The organism is Ignatzschineria sp. 22MB058224 (assembly GCF_058188435.1).
In genome coordinates, this window is record NZ_CP187366.1 from 457,491 (window position 1) to 479,707 (window position 22,217).

Annotated in this window: 19 protein-coding genes; 12 read left to right on the forward strand and 7 right to left on the reverse strand. The window is 38.1% G+C overall.

The window, feature by feature from the left end; all coding sequences use genetic code 11:
* Nucleotides 1-121: 121 nt before the first annotated feature.
* From ACPF7B_RS01750 to ACPF7B_RS01765, 4 genes are all read left to right on the forward strand, one after another.
* On the forward strand, nt 122-1,072 hold the full coding sequence (locus ACPF7B_RS01750; RefSeq protein ID WP_490505920.1) for an ABC transporter permease: 951 nt from the start codon (nt 122-124) through the stop codon (nt 1,070-1,072).
* The gene (locus ACPF7B_RS01755) at nt 1,069-2,013 is read left to right on the forward strand and encodes an iron chelate uptake ABC transporter family permease subunit (RefSeq protein WP_490505921.1); all 945 of its coding nucleotides are present in this window, start codon (nt 1,069-1,071) and stop codon (nt 2,011-2,013) included. Before ACPF7B_RS01750 ends, ACPF7B_RS01755 begins: the two co-directional genes overlap by 4 nt.
* Nucleotides 2,013-2,771 carry an iron ABC transporter ATP-binding protein gene (locus tag ACPF7B_RS01760; RefSeq protein WP_490505922.1) on the forward strand — a complete coding sequence of 253 codons (759 nt, stop codon included), beginning with the start codon at nt 2,013-2,015 and terminating at the stop codon, nt 2,769-2,771. The genes ACPF7B_RS01755 and ACPF7B_RS01760 overlap by 1 nt, the downstream gene beginning before the upstream one ends.
* A gap of 89 nt (nt 2,772-2,860) precedes the next feature.
* Entirely contained in the window at nt 2,861-3,844 is a 984-nt protein-coding gene (locus ACPF7B_RS01765; protein WP_490505923.1) for a siderophore ABC transporter substrate-binding protein, read from the forward strand.
* 175 nt (nt 3,845-4,019) lie between these two features.
* On the opposite strand, the gene ACPF7B_RS01770 is transcribed toward ACPF7B_RS01765, so the two are convergent.
* Nucleotides 4,020-5,231 carry an argininosuccinate synthase gene (locus tag ACPF7B_RS01770; protein WP_490505924.1) on the reverse strand — a complete coding sequence of 404 codons (1,212 nt, stop codon included), beginning with the start codon at nt 5,229-5,231 and terminating at the stop codon, nt 4,020-4,022.
* Nucleotides 5,232-5,316: 85 nt separating this feature from the next.
* On the reverse strand, nt 5,317-6,696 hold the full coding sequence (gene trkA / locus ACPF7B_RS01775) for a Trk system potassium transporter TrkA (RefSeq protein WP_490505925.1): 1,380 nt from the start codon (nt 6,694-6,696) through the stop codon (nt 5,317-5,319).
* Nucleotides 6,697-7,110: 414 nt separating this feature from the next.
* Here trkA and mgtE point away from each other — a divergent pair, with 414 nt between their 5' ends.
* Complete coding sequence (gene mgtE, locus ACPF7B_RS01780) at nt 7,111-8,139, forward strand: magnesium transporter (protein ID WP_490505926.1); 1,029 nt, start codon at nt 7,111-7,113, stop codon at nt 8,137-8,139.
* Nucleotides 8,140-8,260: 121 nt separating this feature from the next.
* Nucleotides 8,261-9,547 (forward strand): AmpG family muropeptide MFS transporter, encoded by a 1,287-nt coding sequence (locus ACPF7B_RS01785; RefSeq protein ID WP_490505927.1) that lies wholly within the window; start codon nt 8,261-8,263, stop codon nt 9,545-9,547.
* A 91-nt stretch (nt 9,548-9,638) separates the two neighbouring features.
* On the opposite strand, the gene ACPF7B_RS01790 is transcribed toward ACPF7B_RS01785, so the two are convergent.
* A complete protein-coding gene (locus tag ACPF7B_RS01790) occupies nt 9,639-10,289 on the reverse strand; it encodes a fumarylacetoacetate hydrolase family protein (RefSeq protein WP_490505928.1) in 651 nt (216 codons plus the stop codon).
* 177 nt (nt 10,290-10,466) lie between these two features.
* Between ACPF7B_RS01790 and ACPF7B_RS01795 the strand changes: the two genes are divergently transcribed.
* The 5 genes from ACPF7B_RS01795 to rbsB all read left to right on the forward strand — a co-directional run bounded on the left by ACPF7B_RS01795 (nt 10,467) and on the right by rbsB (nt 15,193).
* Entirely contained in the window at nt 10,467-11,165 is a 699-nt protein-coding gene (locus tag ACPF7B_RS01795) for a VIT1/CCC1 transporter family protein (RefSeq protein WP_490505929.1), read from the forward strand.
* Nucleotides 11,166-11,409: 244 nt separating this feature from the next.
* Nucleotides 11,410-11,832 (forward strand): D-ribose pyranase, encoded by a 423-nt coding sequence (gene rbsD / locus ACPF7B_RS01800; RefSeq protein ID WP_490505930.1) that lies wholly within the window; start codon nt 11,410-11,412, stop codon nt 11,830-11,832.
* Nucleotides 11,833-13,338 carry a ribose ABC transporter ATP-binding protein RbsA gene (rbsA, locus tag ACPF7B_RS01805; protein WP_490505931.1) on the forward strand — a complete coding sequence of 502 codons (1,506 nt, stop codon included), beginning with the start codon at nt 11,833-11,835 and terminating at the stop codon, nt 13,336-13,338.
* Entirely contained in the window at nt 13,338-14,288 is a 951-nt protein-coding gene (gene rbsC / locus ACPF7B_RS01810; RefSeq protein ID WP_490505932.1) for a ribose ABC transporter permease, read from the forward strand. Before rbsA ends, rbsC begins: the two co-directional genes overlap by 1 nt.
* A 17-nt stretch (nt 14,289-14,305) precedes the next feature.
* Nucleotides 14,306-15,193, forward strand: a complete 888-nt coding sequence (gene rbsB / locus ACPF7B_RS01815; protein WP_490505933.1) for a ribose ABC transporter substrate-binding protein RbsB — start codon at nt 14,306-14,308, stop codon at nt 15,191-15,193.
* A 104-nt stretch (nt 15,194-15,297) separates the two neighbouring features.
* Here the strand turns inward: rbsB and ACPF7B_RS01820 are convergent, their stop codons facing one another.
* The 4 genes from ACPF7B_RS01820 to fdnG all read right to left on the reverse strand — a co-directional run bounded on the left by ACPF7B_RS01820 (nt 15,298) and on the right by fdnG (nt 20,925).
* On the reverse strand, nt 15,298-16,182 hold the full coding sequence (locus ACPF7B_RS01820; RefSeq protein ID WP_490505934.1) for a formate dehydrogenase accessory protein FdhE: 885 nt from the start codon (nt 16,180-16,182) through the stop codon (nt 15,298-15,300).
* A gap of 118 nt (nt 16,183-16,300) precedes the next feature.
* Nucleotides 16,301-16,954 carry a formate dehydrogenase subunit gamma gene (locus ACPF7B_RS01825; RefSeq protein ID WP_490505935.1) on the reverse strand — a complete coding sequence of 218 codons (654 nt, stop codon included), beginning with the start codon at nt 16,952-16,954 and terminating at the stop codon, nt 16,301-16,303.
* A gap of 2 nt (nt 16,955-16,956) precedes the next feature.
* Nucleotides 16,957-17,862 (reverse strand): formate dehydrogenase subunit beta, encoded by a 906-nt coding sequence (gene fdxH / locus ACPF7B_RS01830; RefSeq protein WP_490505936.1) that lies wholly within the window; start codon nt 17,860-17,862, stop codon nt 16,957-16,959.
* A 12-nt stretch (nt 17,863-17,874) separates the two neighbouring features.
* Nucleotides 17,875-20,925 (reverse strand): formate dehydrogenase-N subunit alpha, encoded by a 3,051-nt coding sequence (gene fdnG / locus ACPF7B_RS01835; RefSeq protein ID WP_490505937.1) that lies wholly within the window; start codon nt 20,923-20,925, stop codon nt 17,875-17,877.
* A 518-nt stretch (nt 20,926-21,443) separates the two neighbouring features.
* Between fdnG and ACPF7B_RS01840 the strand changes: the two genes are divergently transcribed.
* Complete coding sequence (locus tag ACPF7B_RS01840) at nt 21,444-22,193, forward strand: Nif3-like dinuclear metal center hexameric protein (RefSeq protein WP_490505938.1); 750 nt, start codon at nt 21,444-21,446, stop codon at nt 22,191-22,193.
* Nucleotides 22,194-22,217: the final 24 nt, after the last annotated feature.

Consider the following 22,217-nt stretch of genomic DNA (forward strand, 5'->3'; position numbering starts at 1 on the left):
AAAATGTCCAAAATGATTTAAAATTTTTAATTCGCCTATGAAAAGCCTAAATATACTGTAAAATAGCAATCATTATCATTCGAGTCATTATTACATTTGTGAAAAGGTTGGTCATCAATCGATGCGAGTCTCATTTTGGATTATCGTTCTTATAGGATTATCATTAGTGTCTCTTTTTATTGGCGCTAGTGATCTTTCTGTGAACGATCTTTTTAATTTATCAGATACGCAAAAGCTGACGATTATTGTGAGCCGAATTCCTCGTCTATTGGCAATTTTAATTGCCGGAGCGGCGATGTCGATCTGTGGATTAATTATGCAAAAGTTGAGTCAAAATCCATTTGTTTCTCCAACAACAGCAGGGACAATGGAATCAGCGCGACTTGGTATTTTAGTGTCTCTGTTATTTTTTGGAAATTCTTCCATGATCATAAAAATGATCTGTGCATTTCTATTTGCGTTAGGTGGCACATTTATTTTTATGAAAATATTAGAGCGTATCCGATATAAAGATGCGGTATTTATCCCGTTAATTGGATTGATGTTTGGTGGAATTATTGGTTCAATTTCAACCTTTATTGCCTACAAATATGATCTTATTCAAAACCTTGCTTCATGGCTAATTGGTGACTTTTCTGTCGTATTGGCAGGGCGCTATGAGTTGATGTATATCTCTATTCCTCTAATGATTATTGCTTATATTTATGCTCATCAGTTTTCAATTGCCGGTATGGGTCAAGATTTCGCAAAAAATCTTGGTCTCAAGTATCAGCAAGTCGTTAATATTGGGTTAGCAATTGTGGCAATGATGACAGCATCGGTACTATTAACCGTTGGAATGATTCCATTTCTAGGATTGATTGTGCCAAATATTGTATCGATTTATAAAGGCGACAATATTCGTGCGACACTTCCATTTACCGCCGTTTTAGGAGCAATTATCGTCCTTGGTTGTGATATTGTTGGGCGACTGATTATATATCCTGCGGAAGTGCCAGTTAGCGTAATGATCGGAGTTATTGGTAGTTTAGTGTTTCTCTGGCTTCTTTTTAAAAAGGCAGCAAGCGCATGAGTGCACGTATTAAATTATTACTACTTTTTTTAGTTGCGATTGTGACCACTTCACTCTATCTCTTTTACCAGCTTGGAGATAATTGGGATTATGCACTACCACGTCGTGGTTATAAAGTTGGAGCAATGATTATTGCTGGTGGCGCTATTGCTTTTTCGACAGTAATTTTTCAAACGGTTACACATAACCGAATTTTAACGCCAAGCATTATGGGACTTGATTCGCTCTATCTATTTGTTCAGACTGTATTAGTTTTTTTTCTTGGTGGCAAGAGTTTTGCCATGATGAATAATGAATGGTTATTTTTCCTTTCAGTCGGTTCACTGGTGTTTTTTTCAATGCTTCTATTTAGAGGTATCTTAGGAAAAAGTGGGCGATCAGTCTTCTTTTTACTCTTAGTTGGAATCATTTTTGGGGCATTATTTCAAAGTCTTTCAACCTTTATGCAGGTCTTGATTGATCCTAATGAGTTTTTGATTGTTCAAGACAAGATGTTTGCAAGTTTCAATAATGTTCAAGTAAAGCTTTTGTGGTGGTCAATACTGATTATTGGGTTGACTTTAGTAGGGTATTTTCCTTGTATTAAGTTTTTAGATGTATTGTCACTCGGGCGAGATCAAGCGGTGAATTTGGGTGTTTCCTATCACAAGTTAGTGATGATTACATTAGTTGTTGTTGCGATCTTTACAGCAGTTTCAACAGCATTGATAGGTCCTATCACATTTTTAGGACTATTAGTGGCGAACTTAAGTTATGAAATTTTTAAAACATATCGTCATTCAGTTTTATTAGTCGGTACAGTACTGGTGAGTATCATTGCTTTGACGCTCGGACAAGTATTGGTAGAACGTATCTTTAATTTTTCGACCACATTAAGTGTGATCATTAACTTTATCGGTGGTATCTACTTTATGTACCTTTTATTAAGAGGGAGTAAATAATGGTTGTTGTAGAAAATGTGTCAAAGTATTTTGGATCACGTGCAGTGGTTGATAATGTCTCTTTGACAATTCCTCAAAATAAAATCACTTCATTAATTGGTCCTAATGGTGCCGGAAAGAGTACATTATTAGGAATTATGAGCCGTTTAATAGCCGCTGATAGTGGTCGTGTCTTAATCAATGGTGAGACAATTGAGCGTTGGAATTCTGATGAACTTGCAAAAAAAATCTCTATTTTGAAGCAGGCGAATCATTTAAATTTACGTATCACCGTCCGTGAACTAATTGCATTTGGACGATTTCCTTATAGCAAAGGGCGCTTAACCGAAGAAGATCAATATTTCATTAATGAAGCCATGGAATATATGGGGTTGACAAAATTACAGGATAAATATGTTTCAGAGTTGAGTGGTGGTCAACGGCAATCAGCATTTATTGCAATGGTAGTTGCTCAAAATACTGATATTATTTTTCTTGATGAGCCGCTCAACAATCTTGATATGAAACATTCTGTCGAGATTATGCAGGTGCTTCGTAAATTGGCAGATGAGAAAAATAAAACAATCGTCATTGTTATTCATGATATCAATTTTGCTTCATGTTACTCAGACCATATTATCTCACTTAAAAACGGGAGGCTGATCCATGAAGGTGAAACCGCTAAAATCATTAATAGTGCTATTTTAAAGGATATTTATGATATGGATATTCCTATCCAAACGATTGATAATCGCCGGATTTGTGTCTATTTCTCTTAACGAATAATAACTGAGATTTTTTAAAACTTGTAGGCTATCTGTGTACAGCCGATCTATTTTGATTTTGAATTAAGCTGAGGAGTTTATTGATGAAAAAATTTAATAAAGTAATTATTGCTTCAACATTGGCGGTTTTATTAGCCGCTTGTGGTGATGATAAAGCAGCACCAACAGTAACAGAGGCTAATAACGTTAAAACGACTGAACAAACAGTGTCTGAGTCGCCTAAAACAGCGTCTATTAAACATGCATCCGGCGAAACGGTCGTTCCTTTAAATCCACAACGGGTTGTCGTATTTGATTTTGGAACATTAGATACCTTAGAAGCATTAGATATTGATGTAGTAGGTTTGCCAAAAGCTAATTTACCGAGCTATCTTGCTGAGTATGATAACAATAAATATCTCGATTTTGGGAATTTAAAAGAGCCAAATTTTGAAGCAATCCATGGTGCAAAACCTGATTTTATTGTGATTTCACATCGTCAAGCACCACTGTACGAGCAATTTACAGAAATTGCTCCTACGATTAATTTAGCAATTGACAATAAGCACTATGTTGACTCAGTAACTGGTAATATGCGTACGCTTGGAGAGATCTTTGGTAAAGAAAATGAAGCGGAAAAAGAGATTAAAGCTATTGAAGCAAAGATTGAATCTGTACGTGCTAAAACTGCCAATATGGATGAAACAGCTTTAATCTTATTGGTGAATGGTGGAAAAATTAGTGCTTATGGGCCAGGGTCACGTTTTGGCCTTATTCATGATGTGTTAGGTTTAAAACCCGCTGATGACTCATTACAATCAGAAGCGACTCACGGGCAGACTGTTTCATTTGAATATGTCATGGCTAAAAATCCAGATTACATATTCGTAGTTGATCGTAGTGCGGTAGTGGGTAATAGCGATCAATCTGCTAAAGAGGTAATTGAAAATGCATTAATTAAAAATACCAATGCATATAAAAATGGTAATATTACGTATTTAGACCCAAATGTCTGGTATTTATCGGGTGGTGGGTTTAAATCAACAGAAAAAATGATTGATGATGTTGATGCTGCAATTAGCAAGTAATCAATAATATTTTTCTTTTATAAAATTTCGTAATGATGGGCGTAGCAGGTAATTCTGCTGCGCTTTTTTATATTGATTAATAATAATTTATTCCAATAAAAAACCTCGTAATGATAACGAGGTTTTTTGTTATTTACTTTTGAAGAAAGGTTACAAGTCTAACAAAAGCAGAATATTAAAAATGGCGATTTTTACTTGCGGCAATACGTAAGCGTAGAGCATTCAATTTAATGAATCCGCCGGCATCTTTTTGGTCGTATGCGCCACCGTCATCTTCAAATGTTGCGATATTTTCATCAAAGAGGGAGTCATCTGATTTACGACCGACAATGATGACATTACCTTTATAGAGTTTAACGCGTACAACACCATTGACGAATTTTTGTGATTCATCAATCATCGTCTGAAGCATTTTGCGTTCTGGTGACCACCAATACCCATTGTAGATTAAGCTCGCATATTTGGGCATCAATTCATCTTTAAGATGTGCAACCTCACGGTCAAGCGTGATTGATTCAATTGCGCGATGGGCTTTAAGCATGATAGTACCAGCGGGTGTTTCATAACATCCGCGTGCCTTCATACCGACATAACGGTTTTCAACAATATCAACACGGCCAATACCATTTGCACCAGCAAGTTTATTTAATTGCGCCATTACATTTGCAGGTGATGTTTCTACGCCGTCAATTGCGACGATATCACCATGGCGATACGTTAATTCAACATATGATGGTGTATTCGGTGCTTCTTCAGGAGAAACGGTCCAACGCCACATGTCTGCCTCAGGTTCAGTCCAAGGATCTTCAAGTACTAAACCTTCATAAGAGATATGAAGTAAGTTTGCATCCATTGAATAAGGAGATTTTTTACCGCCACGATCGATCTTAATATTATTTTTCTCTGCATAATCGAGCAATTTTTCACGGGACATTAAATCCCACTCACGCCAAGGAGCAATGACTTTAATGCCTGGTTTTAGTGCATATGCACCAAGTTCAAAACGGACTTGGTCATTTCCTTTACCAGTAGCGCCGTGTGAGATCGCGTCTGCATTTGTTTCATTCGCAATTTCAACTAATCTTTTAGCAATCAGAGGACGTGCAATGGATGTACCTAACAGATATTCACCTTCATAAATTGCATTTGCACGGAACATTGGAAAAATAAAGTCGCGAGCAAATTCTTCGCGAAGGTCATCGATATAGATCTCTTTAACACCGAGTGCTTTTGCTTTCTCGCGTGCTGGTTCTACTTCTTCACCTTGTCCGATATCCGCAGTAAATGTTACAACTTCACAGTTATATTCATCTTGTAACCATTTTAAAATGACGGAGGTATCTAACCCGCCTGAATATGCGAGGACCACTTTATTGATTTTTTCCATTATAGTCTCCTGACGACTTTGGTTTAAACGCTTTGGTTAAAATATTGTTATAAGTTATTTTATGACATAGAGGTCACAAAAATCCCTATTTCCGCAGCTCAAAAAGATCTTCCACTTCTGGAATACTCTCTTTGTCTGTGATGAATAAGATAAGGTGATCATTTTGTTCGATATACATAGAAGGTTCGATTTTGACAACTTTACCGCGACGAACAAGTCCAGCAACAACAACGTCCTCAGGCCATCGTATCCCTTCGAGTGATTTTCCAACAATTTTAGATGTTTCTGCATTACCATGTGCAATGATTTCCATCGCTTCTGATTCACCCGATCTTAGAGAGTATACCTGAACAATATCGCCTTTTCTAATATAGGTTAACAGCGTGCTTAATGTTACTTGTTGTGGAGAGAAAGCAAGATCAATATTCGATTCATCCTCAATCATCTCAAGATAAGAAGAACGGTTGATAAGAGACATTGAGAATTTTGCCCCGAGCCGTTTAGCGAGCATTGCTGCCATGATATTCGTTTGATCATCGTTGGTTAATGCACAAAAAAGATCAGTATTCTCGATATTTTCTTCAAAGAGTAATGTTTCGTCTGTGCAGTCACCATGTAAAATTAAGCTACGATTGAGTTTTGAGGCTAATGCATTTGCTCTTTCAGCGCTGGCTTCGATTAGTTTTACATGCGTAAAGGCTTCTAATGCCTCGGCAAGAGATGCACCAATATTACCACCACCAGCAATGGTAACTTTTTTCGCAATACGTTGTTTAGATTGGAAAAGTTCGATCACTTCTCGTGCATCAGAACGAGCACATAGGAAATAAACCTCATCATCCTCTTCTAGTACGGTGTCTTCATCGGGGATAAATTCACTTCCTTCGCGATAAATAGCAACATAGTTAATATTTAGATGACGGGTACGGCGTTTAATTTTTGAAAAGCGTCGTCCATAGAGTTGTGAATCTTTTTCAACTCCCATTGAAACAATTAATGCTTCACCTTTTGCAAAGCGAAGGACATCGAGCGCGCCGGGAAGTTCAATGATATTTTTTATATAGTTGGTGATCAGAGTTTCAGGACTTATCACAACATCAATATGAAATGTTGAGTCGATTTTGTTTCCAAAGAGATCGCCTGTTTTGAGATAATCCTGGGAACGAACTCGGGCAACTTTTAACTTGATACCAAATACAGTATGCGCAATTTGGCAAGCAACAATATTAACCTCATCGCTTGAAGTCACTGCAATGATCACATCCATACTTTCAGCACCCACCTCTTTTAAAAGTACTGGGGATGCTGCGTTTCCTCTAATGGTGCGTATGTCATAGCGCTCTTTAAGAGAGGCTAATGGGGCATATTGGTTATCAATGATAGTGATATCATTTTGCGCTTCTTTTGATAACACATGCGCGACCGTAGAGCCCACTTGCCCGGCTCCGAGAATTAGAATTTTCATTACTACACGTCACTCAATTTTATAATCCTGCAATCATACCGCAAAAAAATAGGGATTTGTATCAGTTTTTCATAAAGATATTTTTAGCTATATTAAAGTAAATCTTTGATAGCTTCAGGTATTTGAATTGAAAAATACTGCTTTAAAGGCTATAATTTCGCACTTAAATTTTAGGTTAATCCTGAAAATTTGAATTCAACAACTGCATTCTTACGTAATATATTTACAAAAGGGTGATTGTTTTAAACCTTGCAGGGGCAGTTTTTGGCAATTTTAATAATCTTTTCATCTGCAATATTCATATCATAGTGTAATTATTCACATGAGCGATTGTTTTTAGAGCTTCCTAGCCGCTGACATTAACTTAATAGTGTGATCAGGATAGATTGCCTAATATTCTAGGAGGATGCTTTAATGGTTCATAATCCACAAACATTGAACACAGAGCGGTTTGAAGAAGAGACCGTTGGATCTTTAATGGATTTCGATTTTATCTGTGTCCCCGAAACATTTACTGTGGGAGAAACTTTTAAGTATCTAAGGAAAAATGTCCATGGGAAAACAAATATCCATTATAGTTATGTAATTGATAATATCGGTTTATTGGTGGGTGTGTTGTCGTTAAGAGAGCTTTTGGGTGCTGAAGAAAATCAAATTTTACGAGAAATTATGTCACCTGCAACACTTAAGCTTGATTATAATCTCGACCAAGAGAAAGCGGCAAAAATCTTTCAAGACTGTGATCTTGTAACACTGCCAGTTGTCGATAGTAACGGCCGAATGATTGGTGTGCTTCATGTCGATGAGATGATGGATGTTATGCAGCAAGAGGCGACTGAAGATATTCATAAAATGGCTTCTATCTCTGTTGATGAAGATGAAGAGGTAAAAGGTTTACTAGAATCTTCTTTTGGTTGGCTCTATAAAAAACGTATTGGCTGGTTAGTTATTTTAGTATTTGTGAATCTTTTGTCCGGTGCTGGAATTGCGAGTTATGAGGAGTTACTAGGAAAATATCTCCACATTGTCTTCTTCTTGCCGCTACTGATCGCAAGTGGCGGTAATGCCGGCTCACAGTCAACAACATTAGTTATTCGTGCAATGGCTGTGGGTGATGTCACCATGAAAGATTGGTTTAAAGTTATCAGTAAAGAAGCCTTAGTTTCTTTTGCTTTGGGAATCACCATGGCAGTAGCGATTTCAATTATTGGCTATTACCGAGGGAGTGCACATCATGTAGGTACAGAAACGGCCATTATTGTCGCGATCGCAATGGTTGTAGTGGTAATGTTTGGCAGTTTGTTAGGGGCTGTTATGCCATTTATTTTTAGATTATTTAATCTCGACCCCGCAACAGCTAGTACGCCATTAATTACCTCAATTTGTGATATTGCTGGTGTATTTATCTATCTTGGTATTGCAAGTTTATTCCTTTCATTTTAACCAGGTAGTTGTTAACAACTTTTTCTGATGAAATTTTTATATAAAATGATCGATGAATCATGCATCGGTCATTTTTTATGAGAGAATTACAAGTCATTGATCTTATTTTTTGGAGTAGCAAGTGTCCGAGCAGCGTATTGGTAAAAGTTTCCGTAATTATTTATCACGGCAGAATCTTCAGGTTGCTTTGTTAGGTTTTTCTTCGGGAATTCCTATTTTAATGACACTTTCAACATTAACATTTTGGCTCTCGAAGTATGGCGTGGATAAAACATCAATTGGTTTAGCTTCTCTTCTAGGCATCCCTTACAGCATTAAGTTTTTATGGGCGCCGATATTAGATCTTACGAAATTACCACTTTTGGGGAGATTAGGGCGCCGTAAAGGATGGATCCTCTTTTTCCAATTGATCATTATGTTTGTATTTTTTGCATTTTCGTATATTGATCCGCTAAAAAATCCTTATTTACTTGGAGCACTAGTGTTTCTTTTGGCATTAGCTTCGGCGAGCCAAGATATTGTGGTTGATGCATTTCGTATCGATTACCTTGATACAGATAACCAAGCTTATGGTGCAAGCAGTTATCTATTTATGTATCGCATTGCAATGTTGTTAATGGGAGCCGGCGTTTTTGCATTATCTGATCACTATGGCTGGGATTTTATATTTCGAGGTGTGGGTTATTTAATACTACTTGTTATTATTTTGACGCTTTTTATTAAAGAACCAGGAAGTGAAGTAGTAAAAGCAAGCAGGGAAGTACGATCAGTATGGGAATCTGTGTTAAATGTGGTTGCTAAATTTAAAGGGGGATTTGAAACATTCTTTGCCCGAAAATATGCGCTGTGGTTTTTGCTTTTAGTGGTATTTTATAAATTACCTGATGCGATTTCCGGCGTTATGGTAACCAACTTCTATAACGATATGGGATATACAGGAACAGAAATCGGCATTGCAACTAAAGTCTATGGGCTCATTGCGACATTATTCGGTGCTTTTTTAGCAGCGGCGATTATCAATAATCTAGGTCTTTATCGTAGCCTCATTATCTCTGCGATATTGATTGGTTTAACGAATCTTGGTTATCTCTTGATTATTACAATGCCCGATATCATGATGTTAGTGGTGGCAATTAGTGCTGAAAACTTTATCTCCGGCTTTTCTAGTGCTCTTTTTATTATGTTTCTAGGACTTTTATGCGATCGTAATGCATCGGCGACGCAATATGCACTTTTAAGTGCATTATCAACCTTTGGATTACGTATATTAGGGGGTAGCTCGGGTTTTATGGTGGAAGAATTAGGATGGAGTAATTTCTTTATCATGACATCATTTCTCTTTGTGCCAAGTTTAGTACTGATTATCGCTCTAAAACGAGAGATTGTGACTCTTAAAGCATCGGAGTAATAGCGTAGAAAGTGTATAGATCAAAAAAACCAGTAGAAGGTATGAGCTTACTGGTTTTTTATTGTCATCTTTTATGAGTTAGATTGATGTTTTATGCAATAACACAAGAGGTATTGATAAATGGTTCCAGGGTCATTTTTAACTGATCACCGGAGTGTAATTTTCCAACACCTTCTGGTGTACCGGTGAAGATAAGATCTCCTGTTGTTAAGCCATAAGTATGAGAGAGATAGCTGATAATTTCTGCAATGGAGTAGAGCATTAGTTCACTATTTCCTGTCTGCTTCAGAACGCCATTTTGAGTGAATGTAAAACGGATATTTTTAGGGTTAGTGATTTTATCAGCAGAAATAAAAGGGCTTACAATTGCAGCGTTGGGGAATCCTTTACACTTTGTCCAAGGTTCTCCTTTTGCTTTTATAATACTCTGTATATCACGTGCTGTGAGGTCTAATCCAACGCCATAACCCGCAATAAGCGCAAGGGCATCTTCCGGTGCGATATTGCGAGCCGATTGTCCAATATAGAGCACAATCTCGGTTTCGTAGTGAATATCGTCTGAAAAAGTAGGAAGTTCTATTGTTGAGTCACAAGATGCTAGTGCAGAAGTAGGCTTTAAAAATACTAGCGGTTCTGTGGGTGTTGCATTACTCAGTTCTTCGATATGTTTGGCGTAGTTACGGCCAATACAGAAGATATTTTCTATTTTTTTATGATTGTTTTCGAGTGTGATACTTGCCATACTTAGGCCTCCTTTTAGTTTGAAATCTACTTTACAATACAGGAGTTTTTGGAAGAGCGATAGTATCGATAATCGTATTGTGAAATGGTAATAGAGCAATCAATATTTAGTGATAAATGATAATATCAAGGCCAATTTATTATTGGCAGTTTTTTATTCGACTGAGGGAATAGATTTATGACTAAAAAAACATCTAAGAAACAGAGTGGTGATATTGAAAATAGACTTAATATTTTGCGCGCGGGTGTGCTTGGCGCAAATGATGGAATTATCTCGACTGCGGGGCTGGTGATTGGTGTTGCAAGTGCTACGACCAATATAATGACTATTCTTATCGCGGGATTAGCAGGGCTTTTAGCCGGCGCTTTTTCAATGGCTGGTGGTGAATATTCTTCCGTAAGTACTCAAAAGGACGTCGAGAAGGCTGAAGTAGAGAAGGAGAAACAGCTTTTAAAAAATGATTTTGCAGGTGAACAAGCGGCGTTGACTGCTTTTTATCAGGAGAAAGGATTATCGAAGGACCTTGCTGAACAAGTCTCTTCAGAATTGATGCGTGAGAATGCTCTTGCATCGCGTGTTCAGTCAAAACTCAATATTACTTTAGATGAGTATGTTAATCCTTGGAATGCAGCATTTTCATCGATTATCGCATTCTCATGTGGTGCTGTTATTCCATTACTGTTTATTTTGTTATTACCGCAGGAGTTGAAAATTTTGGGGACATTTGTAGCAGTCTCGGTTGCTTTAGCATTGACAGGTTATATTAGTGCTATGCTTGGTGGTGCTCCAAGATTTAAAGTGCTTGTACGTAATGTTGTTGTCGGTATGTTGACGATGTTAGTTACTTATGGTCTAGGGCAGTTTGCACATATTTAAAAGTCATTTTAGAGGATAAAGTACTTTTAATTTGGATATATATATCGAACTAAATGTGTATTTTTGAATAAATATTATTCTTTAGTGCTACTGATAAATTATGGTTCATTCGTTGTTTATCAAATCCGTGATTTGTTTTGATAGCTTTAATACTTTTTGTGAGTATCGGTTAATTCATTAGAAAGTGATATAGTACGACAAATATATGATTCAGATATGTTCAATTTGTAACGAGGAAACTTAGATGCTTAAAAGTGGTTTATTTAATAGTGATATTCATCGAGTGCTTGCAAAAATGGGTCATACCGACCAAATTGCTATTGCCGATGCAGGTTTACCAATTCCTGAATCGATAGAGCGTATTGATATTGCACTAATGGAGAATCTTCCTACTTTCTTAATGACACTTGAAACAATTTTACCTGTAATGCAAGTTGAACGCGTTTTCTTAGCGGAAGAGATTAAGACTGAAAATGATGCTGTGCATCAGGCTGTGTTAGCGCTCATTGAACGTTTTTCAACGGAAGAAAAACCGATCGAAATTTTTTACCGTTCTCATATCGAATTTAAACAATTAACCGCACAACCAGCATGTAAGGCAATTGTACGGACGGGTGAATGCACCCCTTTTGCAAATATTATTCTTGAGTCTGGTGTGGTGTTTTAAATGGCACGAAGTTGTTTGTTAAGCATTCAATCGGTGAGTAAAGCTTTTCCTGGTGTGAAGGCTTTGGATAAAGCAAGTCTTAATGTCTATTCTGGACAAGTGATGGCATTATTAGGTGAAAATGGTGCAGGTAAATCGACATTGATGAAAGTATTGACCGGCATCTATTCTAAAGATGAAGGCACAATTGCTTATCTTGGAAAAGAAGTCTCTTTTAAGAATCCTCGTGAATCACAATTTGCAGGGATCGGGATCATTCATCAAGAATTGAATCTTATTCCTGAACTCTCGATTGCTGAAAATATCTTTCTCGGACGCGAGTTTACCAATAGCTTTGGTTGCATTAATTGGAAAAAAATGCACGAGGAATCAGCAAAACTTCTTAAACGGCTCAATATCCCATATAGTACCGATACGCTCATCGGTGATCTCTCTATCGGCGGTCAGCAGATGGTTGAGATTGCGAAAGTTTTAAGTTTTAAAACCAAAGTGATCATTATGGATGAACCAACTGATGCACTCACCGATACCGAAACAGAAGCACTCTTTCGGGTAATAGCTGAATTAAAAGCATCTGGATGTGGGATCGTCTATATTTCACATCGACTGAAAGAAATTTTTGAAATTTGTGATGATGTGACAGTTTTACGCGATGGCCAGTTTGTTACAGAAAAGCCTATTTCAGAACTCACAGAAGAGAAACTCATAGAATTAATGGTTGGTCGTAAGCTCGAAGATCAATATCCGCGGATTGATAGTATGATTGGCGATGTGACATTATCCGTACAAAATTTATCAGCGCCGGGTATTCATGATGTTAGTTTTGAACTCAAGACGGGTGAAATTTTAGGCGTCGCAGGTTTAATGGGCTCTGGTCGAACAGAGTTGATGAAGGCAATTTATGGTGCACATGGTCGCAAAGCTGGAAAGATAACTTTAGAAGGTAAAGATGTGCGCGTAAAATCTGCCGCGGATGCACTTAATGCTGGAATTGTCTATATTTCAGAGGATCGAAAACGTGATGGTCTAGTGCTTTCGATGTCGGTCAAAGAAAATATGACGTTAAGTTCCTTAAAGCAATTTAAAGGGGTTGCTAATAATCTTCGATTAAAAGAAGAGCTAGAAGCTGTTAAAACCTATATCACTACATTTAATATCAAAACACCTCATGCCGAGCAAAATATCGGTCTGCTATCTGGTGGAAATCAACAAAAAATTGCGATTGCGAAAGGACTGATGACGAATCCTAAAGTCCTTATTTTGGATGAGCCCACGCGAGGGGTGGATGTCGGTGCTAAAAAAGAGATCTATCAGCTGATAAATGAATTTAAAGAGCGCGGATTAAGTGTGATCCTTGTTTCTTCTGAGATGCCGGAGGTGCTCGGAATGAGTGATCGAATATTAGTGATGCATGAAGGGCGAGTTACGGCGGAGTTTAATCGTTTAGAGGCGACACAAGAGAAAATTATGGCAGCTGCCGTAGGTAAAATAGAGGGTAATGCATAATGCAACAAAGAATGATTAAAAAGTTTTTAATTGAACAGAAATCGCTGATCGCTTTGATCGTCTTAATTATCGGCGTTTCAATGTTGAATGAGAATTTTTTCACGCTCAATAATATTTTTAATATATTACAGCAGACATCCGTGAATGCCATTATTGCAGTGGGCATGACGCTTGTGATTTTAACGAGTGGTATTGATTTATCCGTAGGTTCTGTTTTTGCTTTAACAGGAGCAGTTGCGGCATCGATCATTGGACTTGATATCAATCCTTTTATTGCCGTTGGTGCAGCACTTCTTTTAGGGTCGGGAATTGGCTTTGTATCAGGTGTGATTATTGCAAAAGGTAAGTTACAGGCCTTTATTGCAACATTGGTTATGATGCTAATTATTCGTGGTGCTACGCAAGTCTATACGCAAGGCAGTCCAATAGGTTTGGGTATGAGTGATTATGCTTATATGTTTGAATGGATTGGATTTGGACGCATTTTTGGTGTGCCGTTACCCATTATTATCATGTTAGTGGTATTTATTATTGCGGGTTATATTCTTAAATATACTAAGTTGGGTCGCCATATTTATGCTGTCGGCGGTAATGAGGCTGCAACTAAACTTTCAGGAATTAATGTTGATCGTGTAAAAATCATCGTCTATATGATGAGTGGTGTTTTATGTGCTATTGCAGCGATGATTGAAGTTTCTCGTCTTTCATCGGCACAACCAATGGCGGGCTCAGGTTATGAGATGGATGCGATTGCAGCAGTAGTTCTTGGCGGAACTAGCATGGCTGGTGGACGGGGAAAAATTCTTGGAACTTTGATTGGTGCATTGATTTTAGGATTCCTCAATAATGGGTTGAATCTTTTGGGTGTTGATGCCTATTATCAAATGATAGTGAAAGGTGTTGTAATTCTTTTAGCAGTTTTAATTGATAACAAAACAGTTCGTTCGTAAATAGAAGGAAATTGAGTATGAAAAAACGTTTTTTAAAAACAGCAATGATTGCTGCATTAGGTCTAGGGTTGGTGGGTACGGCAATTGCTCAAGAGAAAATTGCGCTTGTTGTTTCAACATTGAATAATCCCTTCTTTGTGACTTTAAAAGATGGTGCCGTTGATAAAGCAAAAGAGCTTGGTTATGAGTTGGTTGTATTGGATTCTCAAAATAACCCGGCTAAAGAGCTTGCGAATGTAGAAGATATTCTGGTGAAAGGAACGAAAGTCCTATTGATTAATCCTACAGATTCAGATGCCGTAGGAAATGCTGTTTTAGCGGCGAATAAGGCTGGTATTCCTGTGATTACTCTTGATAGAGCAAGTGTAAAAGGGGATGTTGTGACTCATATTGCATCGGATAATGTGGCAGGAGGCAAAGCTGCTGGAGATTTTATCGTTGAAAGACTTGGGAGTGATGCAAAAGTGATTCAACTGCAAGGAATCGTCGGTACATCGGCTTCAAGAGAGCGTGGTGCAGGATTTAAACAATCTCAAGAAGCGAATGGTTTTAAAATCATTGCAGCGCAACCAGCCGATTTCGACCGTGCAAAAGGGATGAATGTCATGCAAAATCTTTTAACTGCGAATCCTAATGTTCAAGCAGTATTTGCAGAGAATGATGAAATGGCGCTTGGAGCACTAAGAGCGATACGCTCAGCAGGCCAAAATGATATCGTAATTGTTGGATTTGATGGCACAGAAGATGCCATTAAAGCTGTTGAACGTGGACAAATGGCTGCGACAATTGCTCAGCAACCGGAACTTATTGGTTCAAAGGGTGTAGAAGCAGCCGCGCTGATTATTCAAGGACAAACACCAGATGCTAATATTCCTGTTGAATTAAAAGTTATTACTAAAGAATAATAGAATAATTACACGTGATTAATTAGCAATTGTTAAGCAAAAGCCATTCAAAATGAATGGCTTTTTTACTGTAATCTATCTTTATCTGCTATCCAATACCGTTATTAAATAATATAGGGGTTAAAACCATGAGTTTTGTACTCATCACTATGGAGTTTTATCGCTAACGGTAATGTCAAAAGATCTTCAATAAAGGGATCTGCCATAATCTTTTTTGTGCGATCTAAGAATTTTAAATAAGTATAGCATTCATCGCATGTCTCAGCGGCCATTGGACTCTCTAATTCTTCAATCTTCATTTGGAAAAGTGATTTATTGCTGACACACTCTGTACATTGGCTACGTACAACATGCCATTTTGTTTCACAAAAGCTACAATAGAGATAACGTAAGCCATCTTCTGTATTATCGAGTACACTACTAATTGCCGGCATCTTGCAGCAAGGGCAAAGATCTTTGTTTTTGAGAGTATATTTTTTATCGACTATGAAATGCGCTGCCTCAAAGTGAAGTGTTACTTGCATGATTGCAAGAATAAAAAGACGTTTTTCCGCCGGTATTGCCTCTAGATCAAGTGAAAGTACTTTTTTGAAATAGTCTGTAACGTCTGCTTTATCTTTAAATTCATCGTTTAAAGTTTCAATCGTTTCTAGGGTTGCTGTATATTGGGTCGATTCAGTTTTTACAAGATTAGTATGTAATGTTGTGAGAAATGATATTCCTGCTTTATGAAAACGTTTGATAATCTCCTCATTCATGACAATAAAGGGCTCTTCATCTTGGAAATGATGTGTTGCAAAAGATTTTTCTAATTCGGAATATGCCACGTTTTGCGCTGTGACTAATGCTTGAAGGAACGGTAATGCTGGAGATTCAGGATGATTTTTTATAGCCGTTTTGATTGCTTGTAGACGGAAAGGATAGTGACTTCCCTTAGGAGGAATTACTGCGATGATTTCTTTAATACCGCCGGTTGGTGTCATTGTCATAGTATTGATCTCAATTGTAGAATTTTTAAAATAGTAACGCACCAACAATGTGGTGCGTTATTAAAGTATGAGTTAATAATATCATGCATTAATAGTACTGATTTAGCACCTAAAATGCTTACTCTTTTTCAGTTTTAGCATTATTAGTAATAGAATTTCCTTCCATTACTTCTTTGTACCAAAGGGGATGATGGCTCTCTGCCCATTTCTCACTGACGACTCCTTCAGTCATTGCACGAATGGTCCCTTTTACCCAGATTGCTGCGTAAACGTGAACAATGATACAAGCAATCAGAATTAATGCACACCAAGCGTGTAGCAGGATTGCCACACGGCGAAGTGGAATGCTAAATTCATTGGCAAAGTATGGTTGCCACATGATAGTTCCGGTAGTAATCAGCACTAACATCGATATCGTCATTGCCCAGAACATAATTTTTTGTCCTGCATTGTACTTCCCAACATTTGGCAAATGTTCGCCTTTGATGACTTCTTTAACCGACATTGCCCATTTGATATCGGCTTTATTGATAAAGTTACGCTTAACGTAACGGAAGAATTGAATAAAGAAACCAATAAACATAATGACCCCCACAAATGGATGCACAATGCGTGCCATTTGCGGTGTACCAAATATTTGGCTAAACCAAAAGAAACTCGGATAGAAGAATGCTAATCCTGAGAATGCTAATAAGATAAAGCATAGTGCCACAATCCAGTGATTGATTCTTTCTGATGCTGAATAGCGTTGAATTAAACGTTTTTTAGTCATGACTATTCTCCTTTACCGACTTTCTTTTTAGGATCAATAACTTCTTTACCTTCATCTGGGTCATCGGCACGGCTAGGGCCTACAGTAATGTAATGCAGGAAGCCTGTAAATACAGCTGCGGCGATTCCCACAGTTGAAAGCGGTTTAAGAAGACCTTTCCATAGACTTGTTACAGGACTGATATGAGGATCTTTTGGAAGATTGCTATAAAGTTCTGGTTTATCAGCATGATGAAGAACATACATTACATGTGTACCACCTACACCTGCTGGATCATAAAGACCTGCATTTTCAAAGCCACGCTCATTGAGATCTTTAATACGTGTCGCAGCATACTCTTTCATATCTTCTTTTGCACCAAATTGAATTGCACCTGTCGGGCAAGATTTGACACATGCAGGTTCCTGTCCAACAGCAACACGATCAGAGCAGAGTGAGCATTTATATGCTTTATTATCTTTTTTGCTCAGACGAGGAATATTGAATGGGCAACCAGTAACACAATAACCACAACCGATACAGTTCTCTTGGTTGAAGTCTACAATACCATTGTTATATTGCACAATTGCACCAGGTGAAGGACAGGCTTTTAAGCAACCTGGATCTTCACAGTGCATACAACCATCTTTACGGATGAGCCACTCTAGTTTGCCATTTTCGGTGGTTTCATTAAAGCGCATGACTGTCCATGACTCATTTGTTAAATCTGGTGGGTTGTTGTATGTGCCATCACAAGTACCGACAACATCACGAAGATCATTCCACTCAGAACAAGCTACCTGGCATGCTTTACAACCGATACATGTAGTAACATCAATAAGTTTTGCTACCTCAACACCTTGTCTTGCATCAGGTGATTTTGTTGAAGTCGCAGAACGACGTTTAATATCTAAAGATTCTAAAATCATTTTTGCTTCCTTTTATGCGTTGAGGGGTTCGACATTCACAAGGAATGTTTTATATTCAGGTGTTTGAGTATTGGCATCACCAACAGCGGAAGGAAGGAAGTTCGTTAGGAACCCTTTTCTCGCAACACCCTCAAAGCCCCAATGAAGAGGGACGCCGATCTGATGGACTTTTTTGCCATCGATCATTAACGGAACAATACGTTTGGTAACAACAGCAACAGCCTCGATAAAGCCACGATTAGAGGATACTTTTACCATATCGCCAATTTTTATGCCTTTTTCAGCTGCTAACTCTTCACTGATTTCAATAAATTGCTGTGGTTGAGTGATTGCCGCTAAACGTGCATTTTTTGTCCAGAATTGGAAATGTTCTGTGAGACGATAAGTCGTACCTACATATGGGAAGTTTTCGTGGGAGCCGAGCATCTTACGATCATCTTCGAACATACGAACAGCAGGATTATTGACTGGCGTATAAAGTGGGTTATAACCAAGAGGTGTTTCCATTGCCTCGAAATGAGTAGGGAATGGACCGTCGACAAGCTTTCTTGCAGAGAATAGACGGCCAACCCCTTCTTCATTCATGATAAATGGATCCATTTCGCTACCTGGACCTGCTGTTGCATCAAAGTCAGGAGTGTCCCAACCAATCCAGCGTTCTCCATTCCATTTAAATAGGCGGCGATGTGGATCCCACGGTTTGCCCATTCTATCTGCTGAAGCGCGATTATAAAGAATACGACGATTAGCAGGCCATGACCATGCCCATTTTAACGTAATCCCTAAACCAGATGGATCACTATTGTCTCGGCGATCCATTTGATTGCCTTCTTCTGTCCAAGAGCCGGCATAAATCCAGCAACCGGAAGCAGTTGAACCATCTGCACGTATTTCCCCAAAACCACTGAGTAATTCGCCTTTTTTGCGGATGATTTTACCTGTTTCATCATAAAGATCTTCTAATGCGTAGCCATTTTGCTCTTTAGTAATTTCTTCAGGGGTAGGAAGAAGAGGTTGGGCATAATTCCACTGGATATGATGAATTGGATCAGGGAATGCGCCACCCTCAGCCTTATAGAGCTCACGAAGCTTAAAGAGTAAAAGAGAGAGAATTTCAGCATCACCTTTTGCTTCTCCCGGAGCTTCAGCTGCTTGATAATGCCACTGTAACCAACGAGCTGAATTCACAATTGAACCACTACCTTCGGCAAAACAGTGAGCCGGCAAGCGGTAGACAGTTGTCATAATTTCTTCAGGATTGCTGTCATTATGTTTGCCATGATTTTGCCAGAAAAGCCCCGTCTCAGTCGTTTGTGGGTCAATAACTACAAGATATTTTAGTTTTGCTAGCGCTTTACGATTTTTATTGGCATTTGGAATAGCTGCTAAAGGATTGAATCCTTGGCAGATGAAACCATGCATTTCACCATTTGTCATCATTTCAAATGAGTTCATGATGTCATACATTTTGTCCCATTTTGGTAAATAGTCAAATGCAAAGTTATTTTCACGTGTTGCATAAGGGCCATAGAATGTTTTCATCATACTATTGAAGAATTTTGGTGTATTCTTCCAATAATTCATCTGACCCGGGCGGACAGCTTTAGGAGTTGTCTCATCGATATATTTTTCGTAAGTGCTTTGAGAATCACTAGGAAGGTTGAGATATGCAGGCAACTGCGTAGAAAGTAAACCTAGATCTGTCAATCCTTGGATATTGGAGTGACCACGGAGTGCATTTACGCCACCACCTGGAACACCCATGTTACCGAGAAGTAATTGTACCATTGCCATGGTACGAATCATCTGCGTTCCCACAGTATGTTGTGTCCAGCCTAGCGCGTATAAGATGGTAGCCGCTTTATCATCTGCTGAACATTCTCCAAGTGTTTTTGCAACATAGAGAAAATCTTCAATAGGCGTACCGGTTACACGAGTCACCATTTCAGGTGTATATTTGTCATAATGCTGACGCATCAAATTGAATACACAACGAGGATGTTGTAATGTCTCATCTACTTTTGCATAGCCATTTTCGTCAAGATCGTAATGCCAAGATTCACGATCATATTTTTGTGTTTTTTCATTCCATCCTGTGAAGTAACCATCTTCAAAATCGTAATCAGGATGTACGATAAATTTTGCATTGGTATATTCTTTAACATATTCAAGATTGATTTTATTATTATCAATCAACCAACGGATTAAACCACCAAGAAAAACAATATCGGAACCCGAACGAATAGGTGCATAGAAATCTGCAACAGAGGCTGTACGATTGAATCGAGGGTCAACACAGAGTAATTTTGCTCCGCGTTTTTTTGCTTCAATCGCCCATTTAAAGCCAACAGGATGAGCTTCAGCTGCGTTTCCACCCATTACTAAAACAACATTGGCATTACGAATGTCAACCCAATGATTTGTCATTGCTCCACGGCCAAAAGTAGCTGCTAAACTTGCAACTGTTGATCCGTGACAAACGCGTGCTTGATTATCAATCGAGAGCATCCCTAATGCTCGAACGAACTTGCCGGTGACAAATCCATTTTCATTGGTGCCCGCAGATGTTGCGAGAAAGCCCGTAGAGGTCCAACGGTTTACCGTTACACCATCGGCATTTTTAGTTTGAAAATTTGCATCACGGTCATCTTTCATCCAACGCGCAATTTCATTAATCGCTTTGTCCCATGAAATACGTTCCCATTTATCAGAACCTGGACGGCGAACTTCAGGGTATTTTAAACGGTTTGGGCTATGAATATAGTCAATTACCCCAGCACCTTTCGGGCAAAGCGAACCACGACTTACAGGATGATCAGGATCCCCTTCAATATGCATGATTTCTGCTTGTGAATTTTTGGGTTTACCACCCATTGTGTAGACTAACATTCCGCAACCTACAGAACAGTAAGTACAGACCGTACGCGTCTCTTTTGCCTTTAAGATCTTGTACTGACGAATGGCCGCTTCAGATACAGCTGGCATCATTCCCAAAGCTGCCAAGCTTGTCCCACCGATAGTACCGGCCGACACTTTAAAAAATTGTCGTCTTGATAATTGCATCGTAGCATCCTTATTATAATGTTTGGCCAACGGTTAAACGCGTCTCTATCTTATTGTTATTATTAGAAACACTTCGTTGGAATAAATGGAAATAAATGAAAAATTATACTTAATTTAACGTATGTTTGCTCAAAAAAATGTATATTTCTTTGCTGTTTCAGCGATTTATTTTTTTAATCAATATTAGTGATAATCATTCTCATTTAATTTTTATAAAAAATCAGCATGTTAGCTCTATTATAAAATTGTGAGAATCAAGCACATCACTATTTTAATTTGTGAAGAGAAGTATAGTAGTTGTGTTTTTATGAAGAATGTTGACTTGTTTTTGTTATTTTAGGTTAATTTTAGTTGTTGAATTGATAATGACGCCCATAATATGACTAATCAGGTATAATAAATGGTAAGACTAAAAAAAACAGGTCAGATAATAGTGTCTATTTGTCAAATACGTTTGCTTAGTAGTTCTATTGTCTGAAAATTCAGGTCATAAAATCATCCTAATGAGCAAATAGTATATGAATAATTTTGAGCTAGAAAAAATTCTTAATGAAAAATTAGCGAGTGCATCTATTAAAGATTATGTGCCGAACGGGCTACAAATTGAAGGAAAAGAAGTAGTCCGCCGCGTTATGACTGGAGTCACGGCAAGTTTAGAACTAATTGAACAAGCAATTGATGCAGAGGTTGATGCACTTTTAGTTCATCATGGCTATTTTTGGAAGAACGAATCGCCTTTGATTCGAGGCATGAAGTACCAACGGATTCGTAGATTGATTGAAGCAGGCATTAATCTCTATGCATATCATTTGCCGCTCGATCTGCATTCAGAACTAGGAAATAATGTTCAGCTTGGAAAAATGTGGAATATTCAAAATATTACAGAATTAAGTGAATCAATTCCGCTTGTTTTAACGGGTGAATTACCGCATGAAATGGATGTTGTCTCTTTTGCAAAAATGATTGAGCAAACATTGTTGAGAGAACCATTTGTGGAAGCATCCGGCCCTAAGATTATTCGTAAGATCGCTTGGTGTAGTGGTGCCGCCCAAGATTATCTAGAGGCAGCCGCTCTTGCAGGGTTTGATGCATTTATTACTGGGGAAGTTTCTGAAAGAACTATCTATATTGCCAGGGAGCTGGGGATTCATTTCGTTGCGGCAGGGCATCATGCGACAGAGCGTTGTGGTGTTAAAGCTTTAGGTGAATGGCTACAAAATGAGCATCATTTAAGTGTTGAATTTTTAGATATTAATAATCCTATTTAAATCAACAATAAATGATTGTTTAGA